Annotated in this window: 21 protein-coding genes; 17 read left to right on the forward strand and 4 right to left on the reverse strand. The window is 34.9% G+C overall.

Annotated elements, in window-relative coordinates; translation table 11 throughout:
• Nucleotides 1–42: 42 nt before the first annotated feature.
• From KW93_RS10115 to KW93_RS17660, 5 genes are all read left to right on the forward strand, one after another.
• The gene (locus tag KW93_RS10115) at nt 43–276 is read left to right on the forward strand and encodes a hypothetical protein (RefSeq protein WP_033542887.1); all 234 of its coding nucleotides are present in this window, start codon (nt 43–45) and stop codon (nt 274–276) included.
• 32 nt (nt 277–308) lie between these two features.
• Entirely contained in the window at nt 309–605 is a 297-nt protein-coding gene (locus KW93_RS17985) for a TIGR04104 family putative zinc finger protein (RefSeq protein WP_033542888.1), read from the forward strand.
• Between the two features lie 76 nt (nt 606–681).
• The gene (locus KW93_RS10125) at nt 682–1,590 is read left to right on the forward strand and encodes a serine hydrolase (protein ID WP_033542889.1); all 909 of its coding nucleotides are present in this window, start codon (nt 682–684) and stop codon (nt 1,588–1,590) included.
• A gap of 70 nt (nt 1,591–1,660) precedes the next feature.
• On the forward strand, nt 1,661–1,900 hold the full coding sequence (locus KW93_RS10130) for a type II toxin-antitoxin system Phd/YefM family antitoxin (protein WP_052131556.1): 240 nt from the start codon (nt 1,661–1,663) through the stop codon (nt 1,898–1,900).
• Nucleotides 1,901–2,187: 287 nt separating this feature from the next.
• Nucleotides 2,188–2,340, forward strand: coding sequence for a hypothetical protein (locus KW93_RS17660; RefSeq protein WP_200883337.1), 153 nt, complete (start codon nt 2,188–2,190; stop codon nt 2,338–2,340).
• 216 nt (nt 2,341–2,556) lie between these two features.
• On the opposite strand, the gene KW93_RS10135 is transcribed toward KW93_RS17660, so the two are convergent.
• A complete protein-coding gene (locus KW93_RS10135; RefSeq protein ID WP_033542890.1) occupies nt 2,557–2,817 on the reverse strand; it encodes a hypothetical protein in 261 nt (86 codons plus the stop codon).
• A gap of 439 nt (nt 2,818–3,256) precedes the next feature.
• Between KW93_RS10135 and KW93_RS10140 the strand changes: the two genes are divergently transcribed.
• From KW93_RS10140 to KW93_RS10155, 4 genes are read left to right on the forward strand one after another with little or no spacing between them, the layout of a single operon-like run.
• A complete protein-coding gene (locus KW93_RS10140; protein WP_033542891.1) occupies nt 3,257–5,944 on the forward strand; it encodes an ATP-dependent DNA helicase in 2,688 nt (895 codons plus the stop codon).
• Complete coding sequence (locus KW93_RS10145; RefSeq protein WP_033542892.1) at nt 5,944–7,242, forward strand: hypothetical protein; 1,299 nt, start codon at nt 5,944–5,946, stop codon at nt 7,240–7,242. The genes KW93_RS10140 and KW93_RS10145 overlap by 1 nt, the downstream gene beginning before the upstream one ends.
• An 11-nt stretch (nt 7,243–7,253) precedes the next feature.
• On the forward strand, nt 7,254–8,165 hold the full coding sequence (locus KW93_RS10150) for a hypothetical protein (RefSeq protein WP_033542893.1): 912 nt from the start codon (nt 7,254–7,256) through the stop codon (nt 8,163–8,165).
• Nucleotides 8,166–8,189: 24 nt separating this feature from the next.
• Nucleotides 8,190–9,662 (forward strand): DNA methyltransferase, encoded by a 1,473-nt coding sequence (locus KW93_RS10155; protein ID WP_033542894.1) that lies wholly within the window; start codon nt 8,190–8,192, stop codon nt 9,660–9,662.
• A gap of 757 nt (nt 9,663–10,419) precedes the next feature.
• Here the strand turns inward: KW93_RS10155 and KW93_RS10160 are convergent.
• Nucleotides 10,420–10,782, reverse strand: a complete 363-nt coding sequence (locus KW93_RS10160) for a cyclic-phosphate processing receiver domain-containing protein (protein ID WP_033542895.1) — start codon at nt 10,780–10,782, stop codon at nt 10,420–10,422.
• A 197-nt stretch (nt 10,783–10,979) separates the two neighbouring features.
• A complete protein-coding gene (locus KW93_RS10165) occupies nt 10,980–11,417 on the reverse strand; it encodes a hypothetical protein (protein ID WP_033542896.1) in 438 nt (145 codons plus the stop codon).
• Between the two features lie 145 nt (nt 11,418–11,562).
• Here KW93_RS10165 and KW93_RS10170 point away from each other — a divergent pair, with 145 nt between their 5' ends.
• From KW93_RS10170 to KW93_RS10200, 8 genes are all read left to right on the forward strand, one after another.
• Nucleotides 11,563–12,408, forward strand: coding sequence for a LexA family protein (locus tag KW93_RS10170; RefSeq protein ID WP_033542897.1), 846 nt, complete (start codon nt 11,563–11,565; stop codon nt 12,406–12,408).
• A gap of 79 nt (nt 12,409–12,487) precedes the next feature.
• Nucleotides 12,488–12,892 (forward strand): DUF6557 family protein, encoded by a 405-nt coding sequence (locus tag KW93_RS10175; RefSeq protein WP_033542898.1) that lies wholly within the window; start codon nt 12,488–12,490, stop codon nt 12,890–12,892.
• A 320-nt stretch (nt 12,893–13,212) separates the two neighbouring features.
• On the forward strand, nt 13,213–13,356 hold the full coding sequence (locus KW93_RS17470) for a PD-(D/E)XK nuclease family protein (RefSeq protein WP_161787038.1): 144 nt from the start codon (nt 13,213–13,215) through the stop codon (nt 13,354–13,356).
• Nucleotides 13,357–13,901: 545 nt separating this feature from the next.
• A complete protein-coding gene (locus tag KW93_RS10180; protein ID WP_033542899.1) occupies nt 13,902–14,894 on the forward strand; it encodes a HEPN domain-containing protein in 993 nt (330 codons plus the stop codon).
• Between the two features lie 548 nt (nt 14,895–15,442).
• Complete coding sequence (locus tag KW93_RS10185) at nt 15,443–16,279, forward strand: DUF5677 domain-containing protein (protein WP_033542900.1); 837 nt, start codon at nt 15,443–15,445, stop codon at nt 16,277–16,279.
• 437 nt (nt 16,280–16,716) lie between these two features.
• Complete coding sequence (locus tag KW93_RS10190; protein WP_033542901.1) at nt 16,717–20,322, forward strand: hypothetical protein; 3,606 nt, start codon at nt 16,717–16,719, stop codon at nt 20,320–20,322.
• A gap of 253 nt (nt 20,323–20,575) precedes the next feature.
• On the forward strand, nt 20,576–22,447 hold the full coding sequence (locus KW93_RS10195) for a tetratricopeptide repeat protein (protein ID WP_161787039.1): 1,872 nt from the start codon (nt 20,576–20,578) through the stop codon (nt 22,445–22,447).
• Between the two features lie 286 nt (nt 22,448–22,733).
• The gene (locus tag KW93_RS10200; RefSeq protein ID WP_052131557.1) at nt 22,734–23,207 is read left to right on the forward strand and encodes a hypothetical protein; all 474 of its coding nucleotides are present in this window, start codon (nt 22,734–22,736) and stop codon (nt 23,205–23,207) included.
• 117 nt (nt 23,208–23,324) lie between these two features.
• On the opposite strand, the gene KW93_RS17475 is transcribed toward KW93_RS10200, so the two are convergent.
• On the reverse strand, nt 23,325–23,819 hold a 495-nt coding region (locus KW93_RS17475; protein ID WP_033542903.1), incomplete at its 5' end, for a hypothetical protein.

A 23,819-nucleotide genomic window follows, 5' to 3' on the forward strand; every position in this document is an offset into this window, starting at 1 on the left:
TAAATAGCAAAATGTTCTGAAGTTTTAAGAGGGAGTGTCTATATGTCTCGATGCACGAACTGCAAGTACAAATGGAAAGCGAAAGATGTTTGGAAACTGGGATTTTCGAAAAACGGGAAAGAATGTCCGAATTGCAAAGCCAGACAATATGTATCCTTTAAAGATGGAGGATTTTTGATGGGACTCGGCTATTTGAGCGGAGTTGTGGGTTTATTGCTTATCATCTTATTCCCTTTTTATATCAACTTGAGTGATAAAGACGAAATGTCCCTATGATAGAAAATCATTACATCAGAAAGGAGAAAACTATGCCTAACTGCCAGAACTGCAATTATCAATGGAGCTGGTTCGATACATTTAAGATTGGCTTCATGAACAATAAAAAATGCCCGAACTGCCAAGAGCGGCAATATATCAAACCACAGGCAAACAAAAGAATTTATGTTTTTTATATTGTGCCCTTGATCATCCTTCTATTTTCCCGCCCTCTTTTCGACTGGAGTACGCCGGTTTTTCTTTCCATCGGTTTTTTCTTTATTTTCGCTTTAACACTGATTATTCCTTATACGATCAAGCTTTCCAATGAACAGGAGCCGCTCTTTTGATGAAGAGATAGACATGCAATGACACCGTCTGGAGGCGGTGTTCTTTCATTTAAATAAAATTAGAGGAGAGACTACTATGCAGTTACAGCAGCAAATTGAACAATACATAAGCGGAATCGATGCGGAATTCGGCATCTCAATAAAACACTTGAAAACGCAGGAGGAAGTCAACATACAAGGGGACCGCCTGTTTCAAATGGCCAGCGTCGTGAAGGTACCGATACTCGCGACATTATATGACCTGGCGGAGAAGGGCGAAATCGATTTGAACCAGCGGATTGAAATGCTGGACGAAGATCACGTGCCGGGATCCGGCGTATTCAAGGCGATGGACAGCGGCATCCAGCCGACCATCAAAGACCTGGCGACCATGATGATCATCGTCAGCGACAATCAGGCGACGGATAAATTATTGGAATTGGTAGGCGGGGCAGAGGCAGTCGAGGAAAAAATGAAGAGCATCGGATTGAATAATATACATATCAAGCATTCCATCTGGGATTTGCTGAGCTGGAGCGCCGGCAAAACCGAACTGCCGCACACAGAAGAAATGGCGGACGAAATCATCCGTGATCTGGAAGAAGGCAAATACGACTGGGAGAGCATCGTGTTCCAGGAGAGCCCGGAAAGCAATACCAGCACGGCGAAGGACATGACGCTGCTAATGGAAAAGATCGCAATGGGCGAGTTTGTTTCTAAAGAATGTTCCGCAGCCATTTATGAAATCCTGTTGAAACAGCACTACCAGCAGCGCATTGGCGGCTCATTGCCGAGAAACACAAAAGTCGCGAATAAGACGGGAAGCCTTGGAACAATGTTCAATGATACGGGGATTGTTCAATTGCCAGGTGATAAAGGCGCATTTGTCATTACGGTCTATTCGATAGGCAGTTCTTTGGATTATAAGGGGGATGAGCCGATTGCGGAGATTTCACGGATGGCTTATGAGTGGTGTGTTGGGAATGAAACCAACTCTTCTATATAAAGAACTTCCTTAACGACCCTTACTTTCTTCGACGTGTACGCTATAATGTACACAAAAGGAGATGGTGAAAATGTCAGCAATTACTGCAACAACACCAACCAATCTTAGAAAGAACTTATTTAATATTCTCGAAGAGGTTACAGAAGCGAATACTGAAGTTATTATTACGATGAAATCAGGCAAAAACGCTGTATTAATTTCTGAAGTTGAATTGAATTCGTATCGAGAAATGGCTTATTTGATGGGCAGCAAAGCCAACAGAGATAGGCTTGATGAAGCTATATTGCAGTTAAATAAGGTCCAAAAATAATTTGGATAAGTTTAAGCGTACATCTAACATAAGATGTGCGCTTTCTTTTCATTCTAATTGTCAGAAAAATAAATAGAAAAAATTGTATTAACGGGTAAACTTATGGTAACTCCGAAACAGTCAGGAGTTTATCTATGATTATCTACAACGAGACCTCATCAAAGTTCATCGATCATGTTCTGGAACAGCAAATTGAAAGCTTTTTACTAAAGAAGGTTCAGGAGAAAATGAACCATTCTGCATCTCCGAGTGAAATACGTTCCTAGACAAATTCCTTACCGCAGCAAATGGCAAAGATTTTGCGTGATGTGGATTTGAAAGAAGGTACACACGTGCTGCTCGAATATAAGCTGCCATCCACAGAAAAGCGCATTGATTTCCTGATTAAAGGTGAAGACAGCGAAGGCAAGCAGAATGCCGTGATTGTAGAGTTGAAATAGTGGGGCCAGGCGCAGATTGCAGAAGGCGATGGCATTGTCTCCTCCTATCTGGGCGGCAGAAATTATGAAATACAGAATGGACCAATTCACTCCCGCAGATAGCGAAAATCTTAGTCAATGTGTTTTTCAACTAATGAAGACCTAATCTTAAAACATATATATTAAGAGTTTTTTAATATTCGGTTAAAAACTCTAGTTATTAATAGATGCTGGATATTAAATGCTCCTATAAAAAGTACTCATTTTACCACCCATACCTGGAAAACCATACATTGACTTATAATAATTTATCGTATCAAATTTCATAAGATAATTTTTTATTTCAAAAGTAGAGAAGTAGAGAACTCCATCTCTTAATTTTGATTCTCCGAAATAATCATAATCTAATACAACAATTTCATTAGCGCCATTTAATCGTAAGTCGCTTATCCACATAGCTGTGTCAATATTAAAGCCTAAAATAACATCTACTACCAATTTAGATTCCTCCCTAGATAATTCTTTTATATTTATACTACATATTTTTTTCTTTATGATAAGAAATTTCAAATATTATTAAGTTTTGAGTAGATAAAACTAACAAGATATCGATTTCATTGAGAAATTGATGGCTAGTAACTAGTATCCATTATTAAATGATATTTTCCTTATAATTAAGAACTCGAGCAGACAATTTGTCTTTTATCCTTATATTTTGGGAGGTTTAAAAAATATATGTATTAGTACTGATATACCTTCTATTATTTTAACGTCATAAATAAAAATGTCAAAAATATATTTAATATATATTATATATAAAAATAAAAAATATAAATTAACGCCTTATTTACTATCATTTCCTTTTAATTTCCTGATATAAGTAATAATATGTATATAAGGTAAATTTGAAACTGTTTATAACCAGAAGGGTGATTATATGGAAATAGCTAACTTAAAACTATCTCAAGAACAAATGCAGCCATTATTAAGAAAAACAAAAAATGCATCCATATTAGCGGCTGCGGGTTCTGGTAAAACAAGAACACTTGTAAGCATGCTGATGGCTGATCTAATTTCAGGTATTCCTGCAAAAGATATTATAGCAATTACTTTTACTGAAAAAGCTGCTGACGAACTCATTTTAAGAATTCATCAAGAAGTTAAAAAACATCCATCAAATATAGATCTATCGGGAATATATATAGGTACTATACATGGTTGGTGCTTACAGTACTTGTCGAATGTAAGTAGTTTTTATAATTTTTCAACTCTTGATCAAATTCATTTAGAATCCTTAATTAGTAGGTTTTATGATCAGCTACAACTACCTCAAATTTATGGAAAGATATATCCATTTGGTATAGCAGATTTTGTATCCGATTTAGAAATTTATTACAATGAAAATCTGTCTTTGGAGAAAGTGCCAGATAATTTAAGAGATAGTATAAGAACCATTCAAGATGTTCTATTAAGCAATAAAATGATGACATTTGGAGACATGATTCGGTATTCCATAAATGATCTTAAAGAAAAAGGTCCTATTGAAAATATTAAGCGATTATATGTTGATGAGTACCAAGATGTGAATTCAGCTCAAGTAGAATTACTTCATCTAATAGCAAACCATGACACCTCCACAATTATAGTTGGTGATGATCTCCAATCTATTTACAATTGGAGGGGGAGCGATGTCAAAAGAATTTTGAATTTTCCGAATGAGTATTCTGATGTATCTGTATACCGTCTGTCTGAAAATTACCGCTCCCGCCCACAAATTGTTGATCTCGCGAATAATATTGCTAATGACATCCCTACTAGAGACAGTAAAAAAGTTATGAAGGCTGCTAGAATTGACACCGGTATAGATTCCGTAAATTGGTTAAGTCTAACGTCTCCAAACGAACAAATAGATTCAGTTATAGACATACTGTTCAAACATCATGAAAAGGGAGTTCCTTGGAATAAAATGGCTATTCTGTTGAGGTCAGTTACAGGATCAGGGAAGCCCTTTGTTGAAGCCCTTGAAATGCATGGTATTCCAGTAAATTGTCCACCCTTAAGCAGAAGTACTGATTTTATTAACGAATTTATAATGCCAGTTATCGATTGGTTGAGAAAAGATCACATTGAACCAAGAAATGAAGTTGAAGAAAAACAAATTGAAGATGAAGCTTTATTTCTGTGGGAAAGCGTTTCTAAATGGATTTTAATTGAGAATGCTGAAGATACTTTTTGGGATAGCTTAAATGATTGGATAGATAAGCTAGATGAAAATCAAAACGATACATATGATGTCAGAGGTCGATTTTACGAACTTTTAGACTCCTGTGGTATAGGTTTGAAAAAAGATGATAACGAACTATTAGCCGCACTTGGGATAGCGACACAAATAATTAGAAGTGTCGAAGAAATTCATAGAAGGCGTATAAGTGGTAATCATAGAAGATCCCCTAGAGGAGTACTTTCAGAAGTTTATTTTGCATTAAAAAGAAATCTAGAAAAATTCGGAGAAAGCTTGCCAATAAATAGTAGTATTGACGGCGTTTTAATAAGTACTGTTCATCAAACTAAGGGATTAGAATGGCCAGTAGTTATAATCCCATTACTATCTTCTAGAAAATTCCCTTTACCTAACAAAGGGCATGGTACTAGTTTTTCCGATGAAGTTGCTGGGAAGTATGGAACTAATCTTGAAGATGAAAGAAGACTATTTTATGTTGCAGCTACACGGGCCAGAGAGAGATTGTATTTCCTAGATGCTAACAAAAAAGAGAATACAAAACGTTCAATTTTTTTGAAAGACTTGGCTAAAACAGGAACCATAAATATAAAACATTCAACTAGTGAAATTCTAGATGCAAATTGGTACATATCCCAAGACGATCTAGAAAAAGATAACCTACCACCAATTAGGATTGGATTATCTGATCTCCTTATACATCAAGATTGTCCTTTCCAATTTGGGATAAGACGAGTAGTAGGGATTCAACCATCCGTCGGAGATGAGCTAGGTTTTGGTAAAGGGTTGCATGAGTTAATTCAAAGAAGACTTGAAGCCGAAGAGGACTGGTCTTTATCAGAAGTCAAAAGACAAGTAGATATCCATGTTCACTTACCATATATGACTTTAGAAAGAGAGAACATGTCAAAACAAGCTATTGTAGATCGGGTTTACTTTTTACAAACCTTAGGAGCACTTAATAAAAATATTGAATCTGAAGTGAAAATAGAACTGCCAGTAAATAAAGGAATAATTTATGGAATTATAGATAGTTTGGAGTTGACAGAAAATAATTCTTTATTTATACGTGACTGGAAATCAAATATTCACGAAGACTTTATTTCTAGATATGAAAAGCAATTACAGTTTTATAATTTTGTTATGAAGAAGGAAGGAAAAGTAATTGAAGGTACAGATATTGTAGATGTCGGAGAGACACTCAAACAAAAAAAACTAGTTGCTAGAGAAGTAGATGTATCCGATGTAGTAGTAGATGGTTTAATTGCTAATTTAAATGAAGCAATGGATCAAGTTTCGAGTAAGAACTTTCAACCAACCCCCAAAAAAACATCATGCGGGGCATGTGATTTTAATAAGATTTGCTTGGAAAGGTGGAATAATTAATGAATTTGATACAAAGAGCATCGGATATTTTAGTTATTAAAGCGACAACGGCCGATCTCCAAAAGGGAGCGGATTATGCATCAATTACTTTGCCATGGACATTTAATAGAATGATGTTAAATACCGGAAGCAAAGGACAGCAATCTAGAGCTTTAAATATTGCCAAAGGCATCGTAGGGCAAGAAATGTTAAATAGATTATTTCAAAGACATGGAATGGAAGTTGACTTAGAAAGAAAAAGTCATCGTGCCGATGATTTGTTTGATTTTAGTGTAAATATTAATGGAGATAAAAAGAAAATAGATTTGAAGACAGTAAATTATTTTACGGATTATCTGCCTCTGGGTAGAGAGCCATTATCATCAGAATTAATAATAAAAAACTCTAAGTATGCAGGGCCAGATTGGAGAAGATTCTTTCCGATGTTAGTCCCTCATACACAAATTGATCAGGGAAAAGAAGGATATTGTTTTGCAATTGCTAGTAGCGTCGATTTTAGAAACAATATAAATACAAGTAGTGATAATTATGCGTTAACTGCCTTTCCGTATGGAGTGAATTTACCATTTCTTAGTTCAAAAAAACTTTGTCTAGAAAGAGAAGATGCTGGAAAAGGGATTTATATAAACTGTTCGTATCAAGCTGATTCGCTTTTTTCTAATGATATTCAACTCACAGTTATAGGAGAATGGATGGACGAAGTAAAAAAAGTAGAAGTATCGTTAACTGATGAATGTATAAAAGAGATTGGTCCATTCTCTTGCATCTCGTCCTTTCAAATTGACAAAGAATCATACGATAATTGGTCAGACGGTGAAGTGAGAATATCAGTCAGTAGAAATGAATTCAAGAAAAGAATTCTAAACACCACTAGAAGAAATATAAATTCTCAACCAAAAGAAGCAATAGTTTTGACTAGAAATGACTTTTGTAATTTAATGCTTCCAACTGACTACACATTATATGTCGTGGGATGGACGAGTAAAGAAAATTTCCTTAAAAACGTGAGAAATTACACTGGCTGGGTATGGCCTCTGGATAAAATAAACAAAAATGAGAATCAATATTGGTCTCAAATTACTGAAAAAGACGAACAACATCTTTTGAGAGCAAATTTTGCTGACTGTATTGAACGAAAACCATCGCTTTTAAATGCTGGTTGGATGAAAACTACAGGTCGCGGAGGAGGTGCGTGCTGTTATTATTACCCAAACATCGGAATGAATGGAGGAGTCAAAGAATATAATTTGTATGTATTACCTAAGGATTTGGAAAAGATGAGCACACTTTTAAATTAGGGGGTATAAAAATGGTCCGCATAACAGATTTTGTTTCATTGCAAGTCAATAACCAAGTACAAAACGATGCGATTGAATATGCTGGCAGATCGCTGAATTATACATATAATCGAATGGGATATAATGATGATGAAAATAGATTAAAAAGAATTATGGTAGGAATAGTTATCGAGAAAGTTTATGAAAATTATCTGATTACGAGCGGAGCTACTTTTTCCACGAAAGGAAGAACACATTGGAGAAATAAGGATGTTGCAGAATTCTATATGAATAATCGAATTATCGATATAAAAGGGTATCATGTATATCCTCACTTTACTAGGGATTTTCCGAACTGGTTCCTTGACGTAGAGGGTTTAGTACCATATGGACAATTAAAAAAAGGTGCTAGCTCTAGTGCTTATTTGCAAGCGTTTTTAGTTTCTCAAAAGCAGAATACTTCTGCTGTAAAAAAATTTGTTGCTGTTTTACCAAAAGGTTGGTCAGATAATTGGAATTTTGCAGCAAACGTTTCCTTAAACTTTAATCATAATTATGGACCAATAGCACCTTTGACTCTATTTGGTGAAGGTGGTACGATTTCAATTAGCGATACTAATGAATCGATTATTTTTAGTAATGGAAGCTATACTACGAACAATTTATTTTCTTCAATTCAATTTTTAAGTTCAGATGTTAAACCAACTACTGACATTACGATTTCAGTGAACAACTTCAATATCAAAATAGAAAAAGAACAATGGTTTGATGTGTGGCTTGAAAATCCAGAGGTCACGTTCGCCGCCTGGGGTAACTACAGTGACTATAAATTTAAAGGAGAATATCTTAAAATAGGTTCTAAAACACAAGTTTACACTGGCGGGACGAAGACAGGAAACATGAGCGTTATGATTCGAAATTTGAGAGCCTTAAATACACTTTAGCTAACAATTAATAAGGAGGAAGTCATGACTAAGACCTTGATAGACAACAACAATGAAACTAAACCCAAAAAAGGTGGCCCTCCAAATAGAATAAATGATTTGAATTATAGTACATGGATGAAATTTCAAAAAAGTTTTTTTAGATTTAATACTGTACATGCTCTCATTGAAGAATATGTATACTTCTTTACAAAAGCTACTTGGCCGACTGGAGTACATTCAAATTCATTAATAATTGGTTTTAAAGATTTTGATGCTATTGCTATCCCATCACCAAGAAACATAAATCATTTTAGCGACGTTGAAAGTTTAAAAGATTTAACAGCTATACTTGAAAATGAAAATAAGAAAGAGAAGACTTATGATTTAATTTTAATTGATCTGCTTTCATTAATTAAGGATAAAGACGGGCTAACAGACTTTTTAAATAATTTTTCAAATCAAATATTTGGAAATATGAAAAATATATTAAAAGAAGAGAGTTATTGTTCCGTGTTTGTTAGTACGGGAAATAGCGGAGGAGCAGGGTTTCCACTTCCTTGGGCTGTTGCTAAAGCGAGCCGTCAACACTTAAGATTGCGAGATGAAAAAGTTGCTTTAAAAGAAGATGATAATACGGTATTTTATTGTCTTATTATGCAAAATAAGATTGATGAAGACCAAGGTTTTGAACTGGATCCTCGTCTTATTAATATGGCGAATGAAAATGTTGATATACCAGCTTGGACTCTTCCAGCAGCTCCCCCTCGAAAGAAAAATGAAGTACTACATCCCGCCAAATATCCAGAAACATTAGTTGCGGAGTTTATAAAGATTTTCACGAACCCTGGAGATAATGTTCTTGATCCGATGGTTGGCACCGGAAGTACAGTAATTGCAGCAATAGAAACAGATCGAAATGGTTATGGTATTGAATTAAACGAAAAATATGCTGACATTGCTTCTCAAAGAGTAGCTGAAAAATTCGAACCAACTTTATTTGAAGATTTTTTGCCACAGGTAAGAGGGGTAATATTAAATGCGGACGCTACTCAAATATCTCGAATAGAGGATTTAAAAAATGTAAAGTTTCAATATAGCATCACAAGTCCACCTTATTGGTCTATGCTTTCAAATAAAGGAAGCGAAAATCAGAGGAAGAGAAGAGAGAAAAAATTAGACATAGTTTACTCGGAAAATGAGAATGATTTAGGTAATATCGAAAGTTATTTAGTGTTTATTAAAAAACTCGTAGAAATATACAATGACATAAGTGTTTATTTGAGTGAAGGTTCGTATATTACAATCATTGTGAAAAACATAAAAAGAGATCATATTGTTTACCCATTTGCTTGGGATTTGGTATCAGAATTATGTGGTCCTAATGGGAAATATAGTTATGTAGGAAATACATTGTGGTGTCAAGACAATATAGGACTAAAGCCTTTTGCGGTCGGTACACATTGGGTGAGCAATACCCTTCACAATTACTGTATCCATTTGAAAAAGAGAACTTAAAATCTTCATTTATTGTAATGATTATGTTGAAGGGAATATTATTAAAATATAGATTGCAATCCAATATTTGTTTGGTTATTGCTGTTCAGAAAAAGGAGATCATATGAGAATATGACCTTCTTTAGATTTATTTTAATTTCAATAATCGCTTACAATGGAAAGAAAAATTCTTTGCGATTTTGACAACACCCTACAATTTATACTGTATGCAAAGGCACGCTGAATATATCAATATTTCGGTTGTGGTTTTTTCATTTTATTCATCCATATAAATTATACGGTTCCTATGGGAGCGAAGTTTAATATCCGTCAAAATTAAATACTCATGAAGCTATGGGGCAAGAATTTAATTATGTAGTTTTGATGTTAGGGGATTATGATGCTAATGGAGAACTTTATGCAACATATAGACATATTACGATGTTGTACGAATGTTTTATCAGTTGGCAACGTGAACTAAAGAAAAACTCACACTCTTTATCATTATCAATAAGATTTAGCACAACGAGCAGTAAATATGTTGAATCAATAAAAATCCCCACCCTGTGTCAAACTCAATTCAGTTCTAACTATGATTGTATCAATAAAAAGCCGTATCCAATAACCGCGGGGTTAACGGATATGGCTATATTATTTTTCTCTAAGAAGTACTTATTAATGAAATTGTCATTATCTTGTTTTCGGTTATAAATCAATCCATATATACCTTGTTTCTCCAGGTTAAAACTCTAAAATATTTCAAAGCACAGTCTCTAATTTAATCTCCAGTATATCTATTTACAGTTATTGAGTAATGGTATATTTCAATATCTGCAGCGATAAAGCCTCTTCTTTGAGCACCTTTTAAAGTGTGAAACATATTTTCTCGTCCAACTCCATTATCTGTATGGATGTAAACCCTGTTGACATAGTATCCTCTTTCGCAAAAAATCTTCACTAAATCATATCCGGTGGGAAGAAGGTTTCCTTGTGCGTCTTCTCCTAAGTCATGATCAAGAGATAGTATGTTTACATCGTAGTTCTCTATGAAATTTATAGCTTCTTCTACATTCCTAGCTACCACGAAACCTTCGGGACAATCCCTTAAATCATCCACATATAAATTAATTTCTCTATTCAATGAGTAGCCTCCTATTAACAAATATTTAAATTTAAAACAGTTTCAGCTTCTAGCGAATATTGTTTGACAGAGTAAGACATTTGATGTCTTTATCGCAATTGATTCTCACTTTTGTAAAGGATTTGACTTAAGAAAAGTTTTTATTACAGAAAGAATAAAAATACGCTAAAAGAGAAATGTCATATAAACCAAGTAAATTATTTAGTTGGCAAAGTGTATACATTAAAAAAGTCGAACTTAGATTTATCTAGGATTTCTTCGACTTCTACATTGATTTGACGGATTTTATTATTGATGTTTTTTAAAATTTCAGGAACATCTTCAATAAAACGCATTTTTTCCTCTCTGGAAACAACTTCAGTAAAAGGCTCATCAAAAGAACCTTCTGTTAATAATTTTTTTAATCCAGGAAATTGGGAAGTGGAAATATAAATTTCATTTTTAGTAACATCGATATGATAAGCGAAACCATTTACTGCAATCTCTATCTCTTTCAAGTAAGTTTCTTTCAATAGATTGACAATTGTTTCTTTCAGTTGGTAAGTACGCTCAATAATTTCTGAATTATTTCGCTTTAAAAGTTCCCCATTCTTGTAAATACCTTCAACCGCTTCGCCGATTTCATTATATCTCACAATTAACACTCCTTTTTATTAGGTATACATCTAATTAGAACATAACCTATTGTGAATTTTAAATCAACGAATTTAAAAATAATAATTTATTTATTGAATTCTAATTCAAAAAAGAATAGTATATAGTTAGAAAGGATTTGATAAGATGGATATAAGTAAAGAAGAATTAGATATATTGAGTCAAAGACCATCTATTGTTTATGATCATTTTTTAAAGTCAAATTTATCAAGAAACAACCTTTCTCTAACTGAAGTAGCTAATTTATCAGAAGAGTTCGGTCAAAAAGTTACAGTTTCTTATTTGAGCAAGTTAAAGAATGGGAAGTTGCCTCCACCTTCTTATAAGATAACTCTTATATTGGCTAAGATTTTTCAAAGAGATCCTGAAATATTTTTGGCTGCTAGTTTAGCGGATAGCGATGAATATAACAGAGTCGAATTGGTGAATGCATTAAGATGGGCTTTTCCAGAAGATAGTGAAATCCAAATAAAAAAAAGAGTAGAAGATACATTTCTTTTAAGATTCTTAAACATAGGAAAAAGCGAAACTTCATTATTACTAGAAAAATCAATTTCGAAAAAATACGAAATTACGGGTACAAATGATAAGTCAGAAATTCGTGAAGTACCTTTACTATCAAAAATTTTCTCTAAAACAAATATCTATTCGAACGATTTCATTAAAGAATGGACTTATATAAAGACATCTAGAAAAAAATTATTCTACTTTATTATGAATGATGATTCTATGAAAACTAATCGTATATTTAAAAACGATAGACTATTAATTGATAGCGAAGAGGAAATTCAAGACGGAGATATTGCTTTAATAAATATTGATGAAAATGAGGGAATCATTAGGAAAATCAAAAAGTTGACGAACGAATCATATATCGTATATACAGATAACCCGGAGGTGGAACCAGTGGTTATAACTAAAAAAGAAATAAAAATAAGGGGGAAAGTAATAGAAATTCTCGTTTCTCTCTAAAAATTTTGAAGTCGATCTTTATTGAATATCTGTTTCAAGCTTTAATTAAAAGTACATTGGTGAAAAGGCGGTGTTCAAAGTGAAAATATTCAAGGAAATATTGAGAGAACAGAACCACGAAAACTTGAAAGCTTATCTGAGGAATCATTCCATTTATAATGTCATGGAAGGTAGCCTCGATTATATAATGGAGCAGCTGAAGTCAATTGAATCAGTTTCAACTGGCGCGAAGCTCAAACTGGAGTGGGATGATTTTAACGATGTTTGGGATATAGTGATGGAGCAGGAAGGGGAAATATATTCAATCTCATGGGTTCCTTGGGAAGAAGCACTTGGTCACCTTGTCGATGAAGAGGAAGTTCTGAAAAAAGTTTCAATTGAAGAATTCGTTTTGATGACATTGTATGATTTAACGTTTTACGGTGTCGACTATAAGAAAAGGGAAGCTAATATTGCAGAAATAATCGGCCGTATAGAAGATTAATAAAATGCCTTTTTATCTAAAATCAAATTTAATTTATAAAATACAATTTCATGAATAAGATGTCGTATTCAGTGGCCTCCAAGGTTGACGGATACGGCATTATTTTTTTATTTGGGAAGGTAAGCATTCATAACTATGCGCGACACAAGGAGATATGCGTACTGTAGGAAATGAGATTTTGAACCTATTCCTTGTATCGAACTAATTTTTATTTATTACAAATAGAATCCTGGATCTAAACTCTCCTGCCAAATACTCCCTGTTAATGATAAACTGAAAAGATAGATAACATTCTAAAAAAGCTTGATAAGGAGCACAGGATGACATACTCACTAGAAACATTCTCACATCTGGAGCATTCAAAAGAATTCGCTCGGCTGCATCAAAAATTTCACCAATTCAATCCTTTAAAGGTGCTGCGTGTCGATAAGTTTGAGATTCGCCATTCGAATATATTGGCCTGACTGCTGAATCCCGATTAGACGTATCAATTGAGTGGTTTATTCCTAAAGAAGTTACTACCGTGACTTGTCATGCGCGCAGAGAACGAAGGAAAAGGGGAGGGAATCGACTTTTTGTGTTACTCCATACCTCATTCCATGAGGCCGAAGTGGCATGGGAAGTGAAGGCTCATACCAACCGGTTGATCGATTTACTCGTTCATGGGACGTCCCAAAAACTGGTACTAGGACTATAAAGGTGCCTATAAGCTATTTCAAAAAGTTGCTTTATCTGTCGAGGGGATGACAAAGAAAAAGAGAGTATAAAATGATGAATTTGTTCTAGAAAGAATTAAACAAGAAGAAAAGTTTTCTTAGAAAAAGATTCCGAGTATATCAAAGGGCTGCCTTTCAAAAATTCTGCAACGAGGGTGGTATCAGTGATGAGAACCGGAATATTTATTCACCTTATCCATTGTTCATCGTGCCAGCATTCGCAGAAAGAAAGGATTGCAATGTTTTAGATAGTACTGCCCCAAAGAAGCTAAATCATAAGGAGGATAAAAGATTTGAGTAATTATAAGTTTATTGCTTCTATACATAATTTAAAAATTAAAGAGACTTTATCTAAAGGCATACTTTTTAAAGAAAACTTAAGAATTTCTAACAGCAAATCTAAATTAGAAGATTATATAGATGAATACTTTATATCAATTATCGGAAAACTTGAATATACTTCATTGATGGACTTGCCATACTTCTACAGTACAGCTTCGATTGAAGATCCAGAAATTATAATCAAAGATGAAAAAGGAATGGATTTATTAAATTATTTCATCTTAAGCACTCAATCCTTTTCGAGTCTACTTTGGTTGGTTAAAGATAATAGTGTGAATGTAATTAATGGTTTCATCGATTTAGAAGATGAAGTTAAAAGAAATTTTCATACAAACTACAGAACAACTTCTTTTTATAATAAGGAAGGAAAAACTGCAATTGTAGAATTTACAAGAGAAGAGATAAACAAAGTTATATCACTTCATAAAAATTTATTTGTACCTTTTAATTTGGAAACGTCTATAAAGAATGAGCATACTTCAAAAGAAGCTTTTAATGGAAATCGGTTTGAACGAGTTTTTCATTCTATACAAGCGGCTAGATCAGAAGCTTATTTACCAAGTAGAATAGCTTTATTTATAACAGTACTTGAAACGCTTTTATCAACTACAAGTTCAGAAGTAAGTCACAAGTTAAAAGAAAGGCTAGCTTGGTTACTTGGATCTAATTACTTTGAGAGAAAAGAAATATTCGATAATTTAGGGTTAATATACAGTATTAGATCGGCATATGTTCATGGAAATACAATGCCTAAGAAAGGAAATAGTATTGAGAAGCTTGAGGGCCTATCAAGTATTATTGAAGATTACACGAGAAAAATAGTATTGAAATTTTTAGAAGATGAAAGGATAAGAAACTTATATGTTGGTGTAGGAGAAGCAACTGATAGAAGAATTGAAACCTGGTTGAATGAAATAGTCTTAGGAGGAGACGGGAAAATATAAAAAAAATCTTAAATAGAAAAGATAGAAATCGCTTTTCAGGCAAAAAAAGATTCTCAGTATCCCTACAAATTTATTTGTTCAAAAAATAACGAATAATTCTCTCTAATAATAACTGTTAGATTCTTATTTAAAAAACGCGTCCTAGGAAAATAAACAATTCTAAACGATTTCGATAATACACTACAATTTATTATTTATAGATTCCAACACCGGATGTTTCAGTATTTAATGTATAGTTTTCTTTTATTATTTCTCGTTATAAATTGTTTATGAATTGTGTCGTTGCCTGGGTAAAAAATCCATTACGAAGGCAGGTGAGTTAATGAGAAAATTAGATCCTACCTAATAAATTGTTTTGAATTAAGCCATTCCAAGTGAAGTTAGAATAAAGAAAAATACACACGAGGAATTTAGTTATTCTTATATAGAAGGAATCGAAAACATGTGTGAGGATATGCACAGAAGAAGATCACATGATAGGAAATTAACTGGCTATACTGTTTTAATTGTGTTGTTCATTGGTAATTTAAGTTTTAAGGAGGCTCATAATGAATAATATTTCATCAATTACAGACTATCAAATACTTACAAAATGTATTACTTTTAGTGAATCAATGCTCAGCCGTTTTGGAGAAGAAAGTAATTCAAAAATAGAATATGCCGTAATCCTTCCATTATATCGCCAAATAATAGAGCAATCAGAAGGAATTCGAATGCTAGGGAAAAATCAATTAGAAAGTTCGACTAAAATATTAGCAAGAGGGGCATTTGAAACTTATTTAGCGATCCAGTACATTTTAAAAGATAAACGTAGAGTTAAAGATCGAGCAACCATGTATTATATAGGTTATTTAAAAAACCAAATAAATCATATTCAATCAGAATACGATTTAACAGATGATGTGAATGTCAAAGAAAATAAGTTGAAAGATATCGAGATATTCAAAGAAAAAGTCATGAATATCAAATATAGAAAAATTCGTGAAGAATGGGAAAGAACAAAAAAAGAACTAAATAAAAATAACCATAAAGGTGAAATTGATAAAGAACCAAAATGGCATTCCTTATATAAGGGACCAAAATCTATTACCCAACTTATTGGAAAAGTAAATAATTATCAAACTAAACACTTGTATTCATATCTTTCTATTGAAGCGCATGGGTATGAAGCTTTAAATAGTTATGAGCAAAATAGAAAGTCAGTTGATGGAAATAAAGAAATGGAAGGGATACATGGAGAATATCCCGAACTAATGGTCACTCTGGCAGCGGTGATGTTGAGTAAAGTGACTAATACAATTATCAATGAATTGTATCCGCAATATGCACAGGAGGAATTGCGCTTCGCAAAAGAAAGTGGAGTTATGTATAAAAACTCTCATTAAAATCGTGTCCCAAGGAAAGAAAAAATTCTAAACGGTTTTGACAATACACTACAATTTATACTATATACATAGTTACAACGGATATATCAACATTACGGTTGTAGTTTTTCTATTCAAATATCTGTATAAATTGTTTGGAAATTGTGTTAATCCCTGGGGTGTTACTCCCTGAGAAGCGAAGCTAAGAGAACGAACAAAGGCTGGGCTAAAAGCCGCACGAACTAAAGGCCGAAGGGTGGAAGGCCAAAAGTCAATCAGCAGAAGTTGAATCAAGCGATTGCCCTCTACCATTCAAAAAGAATGAGTGTTAAAGAAATTTAAGAAGCTACAGGAATCTCGGCAGCAACTCTATATCGGGCATTGAAAAAAAGAAGCGTCTAATTGGGGGTGAATTTAAAAAATACTAAAATATATACACATAGACAAGGAGATTTTAAATGCATACAGATTATGAAAACAAAAAACTTTATGCTCTTTTATCAGAATATAGTTTTTTAGACCTAGTCGCAGCTGTTTATTGTCTAAATTCATGGAGGAGAAATAGAGAAACTCTTAACATTGCATTGGAGTTAAATGCAGCTTTAGTAAAAATGGAGAAAAACAGCCATAGTGGGTTAAAACGAATTTCTACATATAAAGACTTTATTTCGTTATTTGAAGAAGTTTTAAAAGTTACGCAGAATTCTCCTTTTAATGATCCAGTAGTAAGTGACTTTGGAGAAGTGAATTTTTTTTATAAAAAAAAATTCTATCCAATAATAATAGGTACTGGTTATGAAAATTCCTACGCTTCTCTCTTTATTAGTTCACAACTAGTTAAAGAAACTGGAGAAGACTTTGAATTGAAGAGTCTATTTGAATACATGGAACTTACTATTGAAACTTTATATCAACATAACTTGAAAGATGATGCAGAAGACAGTGGGTTGAATCTTCCAAAAGAAGAATACTTTAAAGCAGTTCATCAGTTAATGAGTTATATTTTTAGAATAGATTTAAATAAACGATTAATACACTTATTACATTTTGATAATATTCAAGACATAGAAAGAACTCACTTTTTTGGAGGTTCTCACAGTTATCCTTTATTTAATGCAAGTATTTATGAGGATTTTCTGTACCAAATAACTCTACGGGCTAAAAATGTAGACTTTCAGAGAATGTCTGAGATGACACTATTGGAAATATTAAACAATAACTACTCTGGAAGTTTGAATAGCAACAACATATTGTATCCAGTTAGTTTTGCAGCTGCTGATTCCACAAATTCTACTCAAATTTATTTTTCTTTCTTACTCCGTTGCGATAAAGGATATATAGCTTTTTATAACAAGGATATTTTTCCTTCTGACTTTATTTATAAAGATTTAGAAAACATAAATAAACTACACCTACAAGATGAATTAATTGCTTATGAAGCTGTAGGTAAAACTGAGAGAAAGGCATATCGCATTCCTAGAAACATACCGGTTATTATTAAGAGTTATACATCTTATTCAATCGAAGAGGAATTTAGATTTGCATCCTATAACTCAGGAGAAAGTATTCCTTTTTCGTTAAACGATATGATAAATATATTGAATTTTGCAGACTCATTCGATGAAATCTACGCCTTCCTTCGTTATTTGGAAAACGCTTCTCGAAAAAAACTGATTACCTTTAGTGGCTTTTCAGCAGACTACTTACTATGGAAAACGAATACCGGAGATCTTAATGAAGGTGGAATCGTACCAGATTTGATTATAGAGCAGACAGGTAGTATTGAAAGTGTAATATATGATTATTTTTCACAAACCTTAAAGGATTATCCGTTCAGAAGCTCACTTCAAATGTTCGAATTAGTTCATTCGTGGAATGTTCGAAAAGATGATGATTCTTCTTTTACTATTTTTACGCATAAGGATTACTTTTCAGAAGTGCATGGAAAAATAGTTAATGAAAAAATTGCTGTTTATTTAGAAGAGACGAAATTTGTTGTGGAAGATATAGAACGCGAAGAACTTCCTATTCTTCGATCGGTTAGTGATGTTCTTAAGAGACAATTTCTTGAATTTCAAAACGAAGTCATCTGTTTGTCTAATTATGAAAATGTTAATTATAAATACACCCTGGTTTCTAAAACAATTCTATTGAAGAATATGAACGCTTACGAACGAAGAAATTTTAACGAAGAAGGATATCTAAACTTTAAAATTATTGAGAATTCAACTGAAAATAAACATTGTCTCTACACTGTGGATTGGAAAAAAGCCTCAGAAAAATTGATGTCTTCTATAGATAGAACCTTTGAAAACGAGCTTTTTGTAGAATTATTAAGTCCATTTTTTGATAGTGAAACTCAAAGCTTTGACGACTTCCAAAAAGAAATCTTTAAAACTAATTCGGATAAAAAAAGTGTTGGACTGAACCAAGTGGAAATAAATTATTTTATAGCACCATCTACTCTCTCAGAACCGACAGATTTCAACTTTAAGCGAATAAAGAAGTGGTTAGCTAGAATATATGCCGGTACCGCAGTTAAATCTGGTATATACAAAGGGAAAGAAGTTAGAGACATTGTTCGAACAGCACAAAAGATAGCTGTAGCACAGTTTGAAGAAAGGATAAGCAAGTTTGACCAAAAGGATCTGCATTATAAACTTCTCAATGATTATTCTTTGTTTCTTTTTGAAAAAGACATTCACAATAAAAGGTTGACTACATTATTAGAAGACAATAATTTACTGCTATCAGAAAAAGAAAGATTTAAGCAGAAAACAATAGAGCTAAGAGAAGAAAACAAAAAGAATTTGAGGCAAATTCAATATTTAATAGAAGAAAATTTGATAATAGAGAGAGAAACTCCTAGACATTTACTATCAACTAGTGATTACTTAGATCTCCTGGCTATTTCACACTGGTTAATTGTTCTTCAGGATGCTGCTGACTTAGCACATAACGACATACGCTGGATTGCCGTTGAAATTAAAGATGATTATCAAGTCAATACAATTGTAGAGGAGGAAATTGAAAAGCGAATGCAGGCAAGCGTAAGAAAGAATTATGACTTTAATTCTTACGAAATTAAAAAAGACAAAACAAACATGGAATTTTATGAGTTATTTGAAGAAGCTTTTTATAAGGATACCGATATTCGCTTAAAAACACTATTTGACGTTTTAACTATAATGAGCGAAGTAGCAATTTCAGAAAATCCTATAATCCATAATGTCCTAGACCATCCAAACGTGTTTAAGGTGCAAAAAGATGAAATAATTTATTCGATATCTCAAGAATTAAGCTTATCAGAAAGAGAGGTAGCTACTTATTTTAATTTTATTGCCTTAGAACGTAAAATGGTTAAATATATTGGTGACGAAGAGATACCAGTTATCCCTATTTGGGAAAGAAAAAAGAGAAATAATAGATTTGATGTTAAGCCACTAATTACTTTTGATCGTAAGGAGTATATTTTTAGTCCAGCTTCTATGCACTTCTTAAGGCAGAATTGGATATTTGGTATATTTGATTTTTATCTTCCGTACGAATATGAATTAAATAAGTCTATGAAAATTATTACCATGTGGAAAAAGCGCTATGAGAAAGAGATTGTGATTGAAGTTGAAAACAGTTTTAAAGAAGTTGGCTATAAGGAAGTATATTCAGAAATTGAAATATATAAATTCGATACAAAAGGGGATCATAATAAAAATTTAGGCGATTATGATTTAATAGTTGTAGATGAAAAGAATGCAATAGTTTGGCTAATTGAATGTAAGTTTATAAGAAAGTCGGGTTCCATTTTTGAATTCTATACTCAGCAGCAAGAGTATTTCTTGAAGAATAAAAATAAAGCAGACAAGTTTGAAAAAAGAGTTTCGTATTTTAATGAAAATATTCAAGATATAATGAAGAATAAAAATTATAAAGATCAAGTTTATCAAGTCCGGCCTTGTTTAGTAACCAATAAAAATTTCGATTCTTATCTACGCGACGTAACTTTCGAAGTGATTTCTACAAATGAATTGAAAAGCATTTTGAAGTTAGAAATTGAATCAGAATGAGTGTAGTCCCCCTGTGTCAAAACCAAATCAGTTTATCAACTACAATTGCATGATGAAATTGCCGAATTCATTAACCTCAAGGGTTAGCGAATTCGGCTTTCGTATTTTTATTTGAGAAGTTAAGTATTCATAATTGCTCGCGACACAGGGGCAATCTGGGAGCTGCTGGAAAAGGAATACCCAATTCTCTTGGGGACAGCAACACGCCCCCTTGCCACCCCCACCAAACCCCGCTACGATGGAAGAAAAGCTGATGAATCGAGGAGATGACATGGTCGGACGAAATGACCCGTGTCCGTGCGGGAGCAGGAAGAAGTATAAGAAATGCTGCGGGCGGGAAGAAGCGGTGGATCTGCAGCAGGTGATTGATGCAGAACTGGATGCTATTATGGTGGGATTTGCGGAACAGGGGCTGCAGCCGAAGGAGTTTCATCAATTGACGCAGCGTTTCAACAACTGGCAATCGGTTTTATCGGACGTTTTTAACACAGATATGATTGAAGCTATGGCTTTCGAATCGTATGTGTTCCATGACCGTGTGGATATATGGAAAGACTATCTCGGCCGCCAAAAGAAAGCGCAGAAACGGCAGCGGGTGCTTGACGTGCTGGAATTGTGGGAGGAGCCGTTCTACATGCTTGTCGAGGTTCAGGCAATCGAGAACGGGGTTCTTCAGTTGCGCGATAAAGTGACGGGAGAAGTCCATCAAATGGTAAACACTGGAGGGGCGAAAAGGAGCGAGTGGCTTTTCGGTGTCTTTTTAAGGAGTCTGCGTGATGGCAAGCCGGCTATGCAACCGGCAGAAGGATTGATCACGATTCCGGCTTTTCAGCAGACAGTCATTGAAGAACTGGCTGCCCGTCTGAAAAAAGGGGTCAGTGATCCGCTGGACTTGTACCGCTCTTTTGTGGAATCGATTCCAAAGTTGGACCTGACTCCGTTTCAGGAAGAAGTCATGGGGCTGGTCAGCGGGTTTATTGATGACTACGGCTTGAAAAATGAATCGATCGAAGGCATTGCGTTTGCGTTCCTGAAGGAAGTGCCTGTGAAGGCGCGGAAACCGGAAGGCGTGGCGGCGGGAATACTGCAGGCGGCAAGTGATTTCGGGCTGTTTGAAGAAATTTACTTGACTCAGCAAATCATCGCGGAAGAGCTCGGAACAACCGTTGGCACCTTGTCGAAATACAGAGACATGGTCGGCGAGTTTGTAATTGAACGGGTGGACAAGGATGAAAATGCTCAACCTCTAGATCAACAACAATACCGGCAGTCGTATATCATGCCGGAAGTTGTCACAGAGATGGGGACCGACCCGCGGCTGACAGAGCGGGGGCTGTGGGAAACGATGATGCGCATGACGTATGCGGACTCGGAAGCTGAAATGAACAAGATTCTGCAGCAGCCGAATCAGAAGATCATGCCGAAAACGGATGCGGAACGGGCGCAGCTGCTTTGCTATGAAGCGTTTGAAAAGGACGGCAAAGAACGCGAACGGCTGGCGCGGGAAGCGCTCGAGCTGAATCCGAAAAATGGCGACGCGAATTTGCTGATGGCGGAATTTGTGGAACACGATGTTGAAAAGGAGCTGCATTATTTAACTGCTTTGAATACCGGCTACCGAACCTTCGATGACAGTTTCGACGTGCTCTGGGGGTATGTGCCGAACCGGCCGTTCCTGCGGGCTTTATTTTCATATGGTGCCTGGCTGATGGAGCAGGGCAGATACGACAAGGCGATTGAACAGTTGACGGAAATCATGGATAAGAATCCGCTCGATCACCAGGGCGCGAAATGGCTGCTCCTGAGCGCTTATATCCATGCGGGTAAATGGGAACAGGCGGGTGAACTTACGGATAGCTTTGCTTTGGAGGACAATACAGGAATCGGCATGTATTTTCACTATCTCTCCAATCTGCATACCGGCATTCTGAAACCTCACGAAAGGAGCCAAATGAAACAATTCATCAAGAAGCGCAATCCGCATCTTTTCAAACTGCTGAAACAAGGCAGGAAGCCGGGTGCTTTTCCGAGGCGGCTCAGTCTGCAGGAGGGGAATAAGGATGAGGCGCAGCTGATTTATTGGTTGATTTATGGGATTCCGAAAGTTGATGGATTTATGGGGTGAAACGAAAAACCTGTATACAAAAACAGGCACATCCGGAATAACACAAATTACTTACTGCGGCAGCTGATTAAAATCCCCTCCCTGTGTCAGAACCAATTCAATTTATTAACTACAATTGTATGAAGAAATTGCCGTATCCGCTAACCGCTAGAGTTAACGAATACGGCTTTCGTATTTTTATCTGAGAACTTAAATATACATAATTGTGCGGGACACGGGGACAATCTGGATACTGCTGGAAGTTCAATCCTGCTTTAATGATAATACGGTTGCCTGAGGGGTGTAGTTGAAATCGAATGACTCATTTACGGAAGTCGAGATTATCGGGTACAGCGAAGGTTCGCTGATCGGCGTGGTAGCGGCAGAGCGAGCTTCAGCCGATTCGTTTATCTCCATTGCGGGAGCTGGGCGCCACATTGATGAGGTGCTGATGGAGCAGCTAGCTGCACAGCTTCCGGAAAATCTCATGAATGAAGCACGGCAAATCATCTTCCAATTGAAGGAAGGCGAGCCTTTGGCAACGGTCAGCCCCGAATTGCAAAGTGTTTTCTGTCCCTGGGTCCAGCCGTATATGATTTCCTGGCTGGCGTTTAATCCGCAGGAAGAAGTGGCGACACAGCAGATTCGCAGGTGCCGACATCCGATGGGGAAAGCTTGCATGCGGCGCATTCAGAATTGGAACTGCTGCTTTTTTGTAGAATTTTTCAATACTTATTCAAAGAAAGAGACATTTCTAAACGAATTAGACAACAGGCTATAATTTATATTCCATACACTTTCAACCAACTCTTGCCATTATATGTTTAGTCACTTTACCACCTATCATGAAAATCAATATTCTTTCTAGCATAAAAAAAAGCCCTAATAAGGGCAAGTCTTAATATTCTCTTTCTATTCCTAATTGCATTTCCATTGAAGTTAACGATAGAATAGCGTTCAACATATCTTTATCTGCCTTATTTACTTCTGCAGTAATTTTGTCCATAGTTGAAGGACTGTAGTCTCCAGTATCAAACATTTTTTGAGCCTTTTTAGCAGCTGAAGCTCTATATCTAGCTGCACTAGCCATTTCTCTGGTATATTCAGTAATTAGCTCTTTATTTTCTTCAGACATTTTGTCATCTGATATATTGTAAAATTTTGTCTCGAGTTGATCGTATAAATTCCTAATATCTTTCATATTAGAATATGCACTGTAAGCATCTACTTGGCCAGTACTTACCCCATTAAACGTAGGTACCCAGTATGCATCCCATATTGAATCATATATTGACATAGCTTCATCAATTTGAGGCATAACGGTTTCTAAGTAATATTGCTTTTCAATAGCAAGTCGTTCTATTTCTTTTTCTTCTTTTTCAGCAGCTTCTTT

The organism is Planococcus sp. CAU13 (genome assembly GCF_000775575.1).
Classification (GTDB): domain Bacteria; phylum Bacillota; class Bacilli; order Bacillales_A; family Planococcaceae; genus Planococcus.

Excerpts from the sequence above, each read along its gene's own strand:
- KW93_RS10115 (WP_033542887.1), top strand. The coding sequence starts at position 43 with ATGTCTCGATGCACGAACTGCAAGTACAAATGGAAAGCGAAAGATGTT.
- KW93_RS17985 (WP_033542888.1), top strand. The coding sequence starts at position 309 with ATGCCTAACTGCCAGAACTGCAATTATCAATGGAGCTGGTTCGATACA.
- KW93_RS10125 (WP_033542889.1), top strand. The coding sequence starts at position 682 with ATGCAGTTACAGCAGCAAATTGAACAATACATAAGCGGAATCGATGCG.
- KW93_RS10130 (WP_052131556.1), top strand. The coding sequence starts at position 1,661 with ATGTCAGCAATTACTGCAACAACACCAACCAATCTTAGAAAGAACTTA.
- KW93_RS17660 (WP_200883337.1), top strand. The coding sequence starts at position 2,188 with ATGGCAAAGATTTTGCGTGATGTGGATTTGAAAGAAGGTACACACGTG.
- KW93_RS10140 (WP_033542891.1), top strand. The coding sequence starts at position 3,257 with ATGGAAATAGCTAACTTAAAACTATCTCAAGAACAAATGCAGCCATTA.
- KW93_RS10145 (WP_033542892.1), top strand. The coding sequence starts at position 5,944 with ATGAATTTGATACAAAGAGCATCGGATATTTTAGTTATTAAAGCGACA.
- KW93_RS10150 (WP_033542893.1), top strand. The coding sequence starts at position 7,254 with ATGGTCCGCATAACAGATTTTGTTTCATTGCAAGTCAATAACCAAGTA.
- KW93_RS10155 (WP_033542894.1), top strand. The coding sequence starts at position 8,190 with ATGACTAAGACCTTGATAGACAACAACAATGAAACTAAACCCAAAAAA.
- KW93_RS10170 (WP_033542897.1), top strand. The coding sequence starts at position 11,563 with ATGGATATAAGTAAAGAAGAATTAGATATATTGAGTCAAAGACCATCT.
- KW93_RS17470 (WP_161787038.1), top strand. The coding sequence starts at position 13,213 with ATGACATACTCACTAGAAACATTCTCACATCTGGAGCATTCAAAAGAA.
- KW93_RS10185 (WP_033542900.1), top strand. The coding sequence starts at position 15,443 with ATGAATAATATTTCATCAATTACAGACTATCAAATACTTACAAAATGT.
- KW93_RS10190 (WP_033542901.1), top strand. The coding sequence starts at position 16,717 with ATGCATACAGATTATGAAAACAAAAAACTTTATGCTCTTTTATCAGAA.
- KW93_RS10195 (WP_161787039.1), top strand. The coding sequence starts at position 20,576 with ATGAATCGAGGAGATGACATGGTCGGACGAAATGACCCGTGTCCGTGC.